The 7,394-nt window shown below is 46.7% G+C and carries 8 protein-coding genes; 3 read left to right on the top strand and 5 right to left on the bottom strand.

Translation table 11 applies throughout. The features are described from left to right. Positions 1 to 6: 6 nt before the first annotated feature. The 4 genes from glyS to GY683_RS08675 all read right to left on the bottom strand — a co-directional run bounded on the left by glyS (position 7) and on the right by GY683_RS08675 (position 3,800). Positions 7 to 2,082, bottom strand: a complete 2,076-nt coding sequence (gene glyS, locus GY683_RS08690; RefSeq protein WP_297288349.1) for a glycine--tRNA ligase subunit beta — start codon at positions 2,080 to 2,082, stop codon at positions 7 to 9. Between the two features lie 77 nt (positions 2,083 to 2,159). Continuing rightward, on the bottom strand, positions 2,160 to 2,471 hold the full coding sequence (locus tag GY683_RS08685; protein WP_297288348.1) for a hypothetical protein: 312 nt from the start codon (positions 2,469 to 2,471) through the stop codon (positions 2,160 to 2,162). A gap of 38 nt (positions 2,472 to 2,509) precedes the next feature. Continuing rightward, positions 2,510 to 3,451, bottom strand: coding sequence for a glycine--tRNA ligase subunit alpha (gene glyQ, locus GY683_RS08680; protein WP_297288347.1), 942 nt, complete (start codon positions 3,449 to 3,451; stop codon positions 2,510 to 2,512). Between the two features lie 106 nt (positions 3,452 to 3,557). Beyond that, positions 3,558 to 3,800 carry a PspC domain-containing protein gene (locus tag GY683_RS08675; RefSeq protein ID WP_112743357.1) on the bottom strand — a complete coding sequence of 81 codons (243 nt, stop codon included), beginning with the start codon at positions 3,798 to 3,800 and terminating at the stop codon, positions 3,558 to 3,560. A gap of 249 nt (positions 3,801 to 4,049) precedes the next feature. On the opposite strand from GY683_RS08675, the gene nadR reads away from it, so the two are divergent. Genes nadR through GY683_RS08660 form a run of 3 tightly spaced genes read left to right on the top strand, consistent with a single transcriptional unit; the run spans position 4,050 to position 6,281 of the window. After that, entirely contained in the window at positions 4,050 to 5,063 is a 1,014-nt protein-coding gene (gene nadR, locus GY683_RS08670; RefSeq protein WP_297288346.1) for a multifunctional transcriptional regulator/nicotinamide-nucleotide adenylyltransferase/ribosylnicotinamide kinase NadR, read from the top strand. Between the two features lie 11 nt (positions 5,064 to 5,074). After that, entirely contained in the window at positions 5,075 to 5,815 is a 741-nt protein-coding gene (gene pnuC, locus GY683_RS08665; protein ID WP_297288350.1) for a nicotinamide riboside transporter PnuC, read from the top strand. Between the two features lie 37 nt (positions 5,816 to 5,852). Further along, positions 5,853 to 6,281 (top strand): DUF962 domain-containing protein, encoded by a 429-nt coding sequence (locus tag GY683_RS08660; RefSeq protein ID WP_297288345.1) that lies wholly within the window; start codon positions 5,853 to 5,855, stop codon positions 6,279 to 6,281. 35 nt (positions 6,282 to 6,316) lie between these two features. Here GY683_RS08660 and pgsA read toward each other — a convergent pair whose 3' ends face one another. Further along, complete coding sequence (gene pgsA / locus GY683_RS08655) at positions 6,317 to 6,964, bottom strand: CDP-diacylglycerol--glycerol-3-phosphate 3-phosphatidyltransferase (RefSeq protein WP_112743353.1); 648 nt, start codon at positions 6,962 to 6,964, stop codon at positions 6,317 to 6,319. Positions 6,965 to 7,394 lie beyond the last annotated feature (430 nt).

Here is a 7,394-nt window from a genome sequence, read left to right as displayed (position 1 = left end):
GCAGAATTAGCTTTGAAGCACCCCAATATCCGCCACGCTCAAAAACAGTGTACGCACCTGCCCAAGTAAGGCTAGGCGGTTGTTTTTTAGGTTTTCATCATCGGCGTTTACCATGACATTGTCAAAAAACTCGGTCAATGGGCTTGCCAAGGCGGTCAAGGCGGTCAATACCCCTTGATAATCCGCCTTATCCTGCAAGGGTTTTACCGTCTCTTTGGCACTCAAAATCGCCTGATACAACGCCTTTTCTGCCGTTTCGGTCAAAAGATTTTCCTGCACACTCTCGCCCACATTGTCGGCTTTGGCAAGGATATTGGCAACACGTTTGTTATTTTCTGCCAATACTTGTGCCTGTGGCAACGCACGAAACGCCTGCACCGCACGGATACGCTCATCAAAATCAAGCGGGCTTTGTGGGTTAATGGCTTGCACGGCTTGAATGGTATCCACGTTCACGCCCTGCTCGGTGTACATGGCACGATAACGCGAACCCACAAACTCCATGACATCATCAAAGGTATTGGCGTTGGTTAATTTATCGCCAAAATTAGCAATCGCTTCACGCACAAGGCTCGCTAGATTTAACGGCAATTTATTTTCAATCAAAATACGCAAAATACCAATACTTGCTCGTCTTAGGCTAAATGGGTCTTTTGAGCCTGTTGGAGCTTGGCTGATGCCAAAAATACCCACCAAAGTATCTAAGCGGTCGGACAAGGCAAGGGCGATGCCGATTGGCGTTTTTGGTAATTCATCGCCACTAAATTTGGGCAGGTATTGCTCGCTAATGGCGTTCGCCACGTCTGCTTTTTCGCCTGATTTGTGGGCGTAATAAGTTCCTGCAATGCCTTGCAATTCGGGGAACTCGCCCACCAATGTGGTCGCCAAATCCGCCTTCGCCAAGATACCTGCGCGGCTAGCATTATCTGGATTTGCACCGATTTGCGTGGCAATACTGGCGGACAATTTGGCGATACGCTCACCCTTTTCCCAAATCGTACCAAGTTTGTCTTGGAACACTCGGGTTTTTAGGGTTTCGGCAAAGTCGGCAAGCGGACGTTTTTGGTCTTGCAAAAAGAAAAATTCAGCGTCCGACAGGCGTGGGCGTACCACTTTTTCATTACCCAAAATCACCGCAGATTTGTCAAGGCTGTCAATGTTGCTGATAAAAATAAAGTTGGGTTTTAGCTTGCCGTTATCGTCCGTGAGACAAAAATATTTTTGGTCGGCTTGCATGGTGCTGATAAGGGCTTCTTGAGGAACGGCTAAGAAACGCTCGGGGAAACTTGCTCTCAGGGCAACAGGATAATCCACAAGGGCGGTAACTTCATCCAGCAACTCATCAGGAACAATGGCGTTCGCACCAATCTCATTGGAGAGTTTTTGGACTTGGGCGACAATGTCCGCTTGACGTTTGGCAAAATCCGCCACCACAAACCGCTCGGCAAGTAGGCTCTCATAATGCTCGGCATGGTCAATCACAAAAAAATCAGGGGCGTGATAGCGATGACCACGAGACCGATTGCTCGTGTCATGCCCTTGAATGCGTGCAGGGATGACGGCATCGTCCGCCATGAGTACCACCCATTGCACAGGGCGGACAAATTCATCCTTGCTCGCCCCAGAACGCATACGTTTGGCAATCGGCAAGTCATCCAACGCCTTTTGGATAAGGCTTGGCATCAGGTCGGTAACTTTTTCGCCTTTAATGGTAAGTGTATAAGCGATGTATTCGCCTTTTTTGTCGCTGATTGTGATTAAATCATCTTTGGTAAGGTTTAAGCCGTTGGCATTTAGCCCTTGCAAAAAGCCTTGCCCTGCACGAGACAAATTACCGTCAGCATCAAAACTTGCCTTGATGTTTGGGCCTTTTTTGGTTTCGGTGCGGTCGGGCTGATAGTCGCCCACGCCTTTGATGAGTAGTGCCAAACGGCGTGGGGCGGAGTATGCCTTGATGTCATCAAAAGCGATGTTTTGCTCGCCCAATGCCGTTTTGACATGGTCGTATAGGGCATTTTGTAGGGTTTTTAGGGATTTTGGGGGCAACTCTTCGGTGCCAAGTTCAAATAGGATTGTGCTCATTTTAACCTTTTACATTTAATTAACCATAAAACACGATATAGGGTTTGATTAATAACCGACATCATATTTGTTTGGTATTAATTTTTGTCATTGTCGTCATTATCGCGGTCGTTATCATCGTTGTCACGATCGTTATCTCTGTCACCGTCTTGGTCACCATTGCGGTTGTCGTTATCTTGGTCATCGTCATTATCACGATTGTTGTCGTTATCGCGATCATCATTGCGGTCGTTGTCATTATCATTGTCGCGATCTTGACGTTCTGACTGCTCGGTGCGGTCGTTGCCACGTTCGTTGGTTTCGCTGTCGCTATTACCGCCAAAACCACAAGCGGTTAAAAGGGCGATAAGTGATAATACAGATAGTGATTTAATCAATTTGGTGTTCATGATGCGTCCTAGTTAATCAAAAGGTTGTGATGGTAAAATCAATCTTCTTCTTTGGCAAGCCATTTTTCAAGAGCTTCCGCCTTATGCTCTTCATCAGCAAGCGGAAAGCCCAATTTGGCACGAGCTTGCACATAGCTGACCGCCACCTTACGAGCCAGTGTTCGTACACGCAAGATAAAGCGTTGGCGTTCGGTAACCGAAATCGCCCCACGAGCGTCCAATAGGTTAAAGGTATGGCTTGCTTTTAGTACCATTTCATAGGCAGGCAATGGCAGATTTACGCCCACCAGACGGTCGGCTTCATGCTCATAAAAGTCAAATAAATCAAAGAGTTTGCTAACATCTGCATATTCAAAATTATAGGTGGATTGCTCCACTTCGTTTTGGTGAAACACGTCGCCATAGGTGACACGCCCAAACTCGCCGTCCGTCCACACAAGGTCATAGACGCTATCCACGCCCTGAATGTACATGGCAAGGCGTTCCAAGCCATAAGTAATCTCGCCTGTTACAGGGAAACACTCAATCCCGCCCACCTGCTGAAAATAGGTAAACTGGGTGACTTCCATGCCATTTAGCCACACTTCCCAGCCAAGCCCCCACGCCCCAAGCGTTGGACTCTCCCAGTTGTCTTCCACAAAACGCACGTCATGAGTTAGTGTATCAATACCTAACGCCTGCAAAGAACCCAAATACAGCTCTTGGATATTGGCAGGGTTTGGCTTTAAGACAACTTGGAATTGGTAGTAGTGTTGCAAGCGGTTGGGGTTGTCGCCATAACGACCGTCTGTGGGACGGCGAGACGGCTGAACGTAGGCGGCGTTCCATTTTTCGGGCGTTAAAGCACGCAAAAATGTGGCGGTATGAAACGTCCCTGCCCCCATTTCCATGTCATAAGGTTGCAAGACCACACAGCCACGCTCTGCCCAGTAGTTTTGTAGGGTTAGGATAATTTGTTGAAAGGTTAATGGCGTTTTCATGATTAGTCACTTTTATGGGTAAAAATTTATCCGTATTTTAGCATAATTTACCAATGACAAAAAACAAAAACCACCGTTTTCACGTGGTTTTTGTTAATAAAGCAGCTTAGTAGCGGTGTTCGTGCTCGATGGCATACGAAGCAGGCGTGGCTTCAGGCATGACTAGCCACATCACCAGATAGGCGAATAGTGCCACAGGCAAGGTAACGCCCGCACTAAAGATAATGACCGCCCAGAATAGCACACGCACGGTGGTTGGCGACCAGCCCAGATATTCGGCAAAACCACCAAGTACGCCTGCTAGTACGCGGTGTTTGGTGGAGCGGTGTAATTTTGTCATTTTGGTCATGATTATTCCTTAAAAAATTTATTGGCTTGCTATTAATTTGAGGCTTATTGGCGTAATTTTCAATTTAAAATCAGCCCAAGTTACCAAAGCACTACAAAACCCAAATGCTAAGTGTTGTGCAGCGTTTTGTTGTTTTGTAATCTTTTTGGGCTTTTGTCGTGGGTGGTGTGGAAATTTGTTATAATGATGAATCTTTTGGGTTTTTAGTCTTTAATAAGGCATCGTAATTTTTGGAATACAAGGATTTTCATGAGTATAGGACTTTTGATAGGGCGGTTCGAGCCGTTGCATTTGGGACATCTTCAGGACATTAACATCGCTGCAGGGCGGTGCAACACACTGCACATCATCGTCACGCCCAGCGAGCATCGGCATCATACTAAGCTGACCTTGCAGGATAAGGCTCGATGGGTGCAAGTGGCTTGTGAGCATTTTGATTTTGTTAGGGTGCATACATCGGACAGCCTTGAGTTACCTGTAACGGGTGATTATGTACAAGGGGGTCTGCCCGATGAGCCGATGATTCAGCAGGTGCTGGCCAAGGTGGCCTCCGATTCTGCTGATACTGATGTAATCACATTCATCAAAAAAGACACAGATGGTCAATCAGCACTTGCTATCAATGAATATGATAAATTAGATATTGGCGCCAATCCCATTTTATACTTTGATAAATTAGCACCGTCCGCCAAGTCGGACCATGTGCAGACGGTGTGTATCGTTGGCGGTGAGAGTTCGGGCAAGACCACCTTAGTGCATAAGCTTGCCAATCACTATGGGGCGACGGTTGCGCTGGAGATGGGGCGGTTATACACGCACAGCGATCTGGGTGGCACGGAGGTCGGTCTTCAGTATTCAGATTATACAGCCATCGCGGTGAATCATGCGCGCGCCATTCTAGATGCAAAAAAACATGCCACAGCGCCGATTGTGCTGGTGGATACGGACTTTGTGACCACGCAGGCGTTCTGCGAAGAATATGAGGGGCGTACCCATCCTGTGGTCGCAGCATTGGCCGATGAGATGCGCATGGATCACACCATCTATTTGGATAATAATGTCAAATGGGTGGCGGATGGCATGCGCCGCCTAGGCAACCAAAAGCAGCGTTCTCGATTTGCCACAAGATTATTAACGGTGCTCGAGCGGCACGGGATATCGCCATATATGATAGACGACGATGATTATCACCAAAGATATCTGCAGGCGGTTCGATATATTGATCAGCATGTGCTTAAATTAACACATGGCAGCGCGCAATGAGTGAGGGTAGGATGAAGATTGCATTTTTGGATAATATCACAGGTTTTGGTGAGAGGGATTGGACCAAGCAGTGGATTCTGACTTGGTTCATATTCGGGGCGGCGGCGCTGTTTACCGGATTTTGGCGTACCACGGTGCATTCGGGATTGGATTGGTTTTATTTTGGCGTGTCTATCATCGGGCTTTTGTGCGTGGTGGGATTGTCATTTCGTAAGAATCTGGTCGGTAACGGCTTGGGCGTGCTGGCGACGGCAGGCGAGGTTGTCGTACAGGGCACGTCTGGCGCGGTCGGGCTGATGCTTGCGCCAATGTTTAACTTTTTTACTCATGTCTATGGCATGATTAATTGGCGTGGGCACACCGATGATGATGGCAACATGATTCCCAAGACCGCCAACAAATACATCTGGGGTGTAACGGCTGTATTCGTCGCGGTCGGGCTGATGCTGTTTCCTGTGATTAATGAATGGCTCATCGCGCAGGGTTATGGCGTGATCGAAGATGATGGCAGTCGGTTCTTTGGGGTGAGCTTCTTTTGGATTAACGTGGTGGCGTTCGTGCTGTCTATCACGGCTCAGGTGACGATGATTCTGCGTTATTCGTTCAACTGGTGGTTGTGGATCGGTGTGAATTTCGTGTGGCTGATTGTCAATATCATGTCGGGCAACATCATCTTCGCCATTCAGACCATGGTGTATCAGATTAATGCCGTTGTGGGATTGTACGGTTGGCAAAGAAGCGAGCAGCAGTAATAATTGCTGCTTGATTGATGAATAAAAAGGAGTTTGTATGTCGTTACTCGTAAGCAATAAATCGCTACAGTCGTGGCTTGATGAATACGCGGTCAGCCATCAAGACCACACCAATAAGCTCATTCATGTCATCTGCGTGCCTGTGATTTTTTTGACCATTGTGGCCTTGATCATGAATATTAGCCCGATATTGATGGCTGTGGCGGCTGTAGGCGTGCTATGGTTTTATCTTAGATTATCCTTATCGCTGTTCTTAGCGATGGCGGTATTCATCGCGCTGTGTGTTGGCTTTGTGCTTTTGGTTAATTGGCATGTTGGTGTGTGGATTGCCATCTTCGTGGTGGCATGGATTGGGCAGTTCGTTGGGCATAAGATAGAAGGGGCTAAGCCGTCTTTCTTTGAGGATTTACAGTTTTTGCTCATCGGACCTGCTTGGGTTGCCATGAATTTATTTAAAAGAGCTTGAAGGCAACAAAAAACCCATCATCGCGATGGGTTTTTCTAAGGTTTTTTTAGATAAGGCCAAGCGGCTTTTAGGTAGATCATCATCGACCACAGCGTCAGCACCACCGCGATGATCATCAGGATGTAGCCTAGGATTTCTAAGCTTTGCCAATTTAGTAGCAGTACCGATATGGCGATCATCTGGAAGGTGGTTTTTAATTTACCGACATAAGATACCGCCACGCTGGTTCTTGCGCCCAATTCTGCCATCCATTCGCGAAGTGCAGACACCGCGATCTCGCGTGAGATGATGACGATGCCGCAGGTCGCCATGACGATGTTGGGGTGCCACTGCACCAAGATGATCAGCGCGGCAGCGACCATCAGCTTGTCCGCCACAGGATCTAAGAATCGGCCAAAGGCAGAAGTAATGTTCATCTTACGCGCCAAATACCCATCCAGCCAATCAGTAATCGCCGCCAAAATAAACAAAAAAGTCAATAAAAAATGCCGCAACATGCTGTCACTGTATTCAAGCATCCCAAGGCGCGCAATGGCGTTATTAGGAATGGCAGGAACGCCGATACCAAGCGCGGGCGGCCAATAAGCAATGGCAATAAAAAGCGGAATCATCACGATGCGTGCGATGGTCAGATTATTGGGCAGGTTGAAGATGGTGTCCTTGGCGTGGCTTGATTGGGTCATGGTTGACTTTGCTCGTTGCTTGGCTGTTGGGTGGATAATTTTGGGCTTATGATACCTTACTTTTGATGATTTTTGCCAATTTATTTGTCATTTTTTATTGTTCGGGCGGTCAATCATGGCTTTTGGCTTGATTATATGGATATCATCCCCATATCTATATTTAAGACTTATTGATAGTTTTCCTCAGCCCGCCATGTTTTGTTTTTGGTGGGCTTTTTTTAATTTTTTAAAAAGTATAACTGATTGAAATTAATGATATTTTTAAAATTTTACTAAAATTTTTTATATTTTTATCAAAAAAATCTTGACGTATGAATAAAAATCTATATAATACGCACCCATGCAATGATTTGTTGAATTGACAATCTTGAAAATTGCGGGAATAGCTCAGTTGGTAGAGCACAACCTTGCCAAGGTTGGGGTCGCGAGT

This window comes from Moraxella sp. (genome assembly GCF_024227015.1).
In the GTDB taxonomy this organism is placed as follows: Bacteria; Pseudomonadota; Gammaproteobacteria; order Pseudomonadales; family Moraxellaceae; genus Moraxella.
Note: the sequence above shows the minus strand (reverse complement) of the source record. Positions and strands in the feature narration are given on the sequence as shown.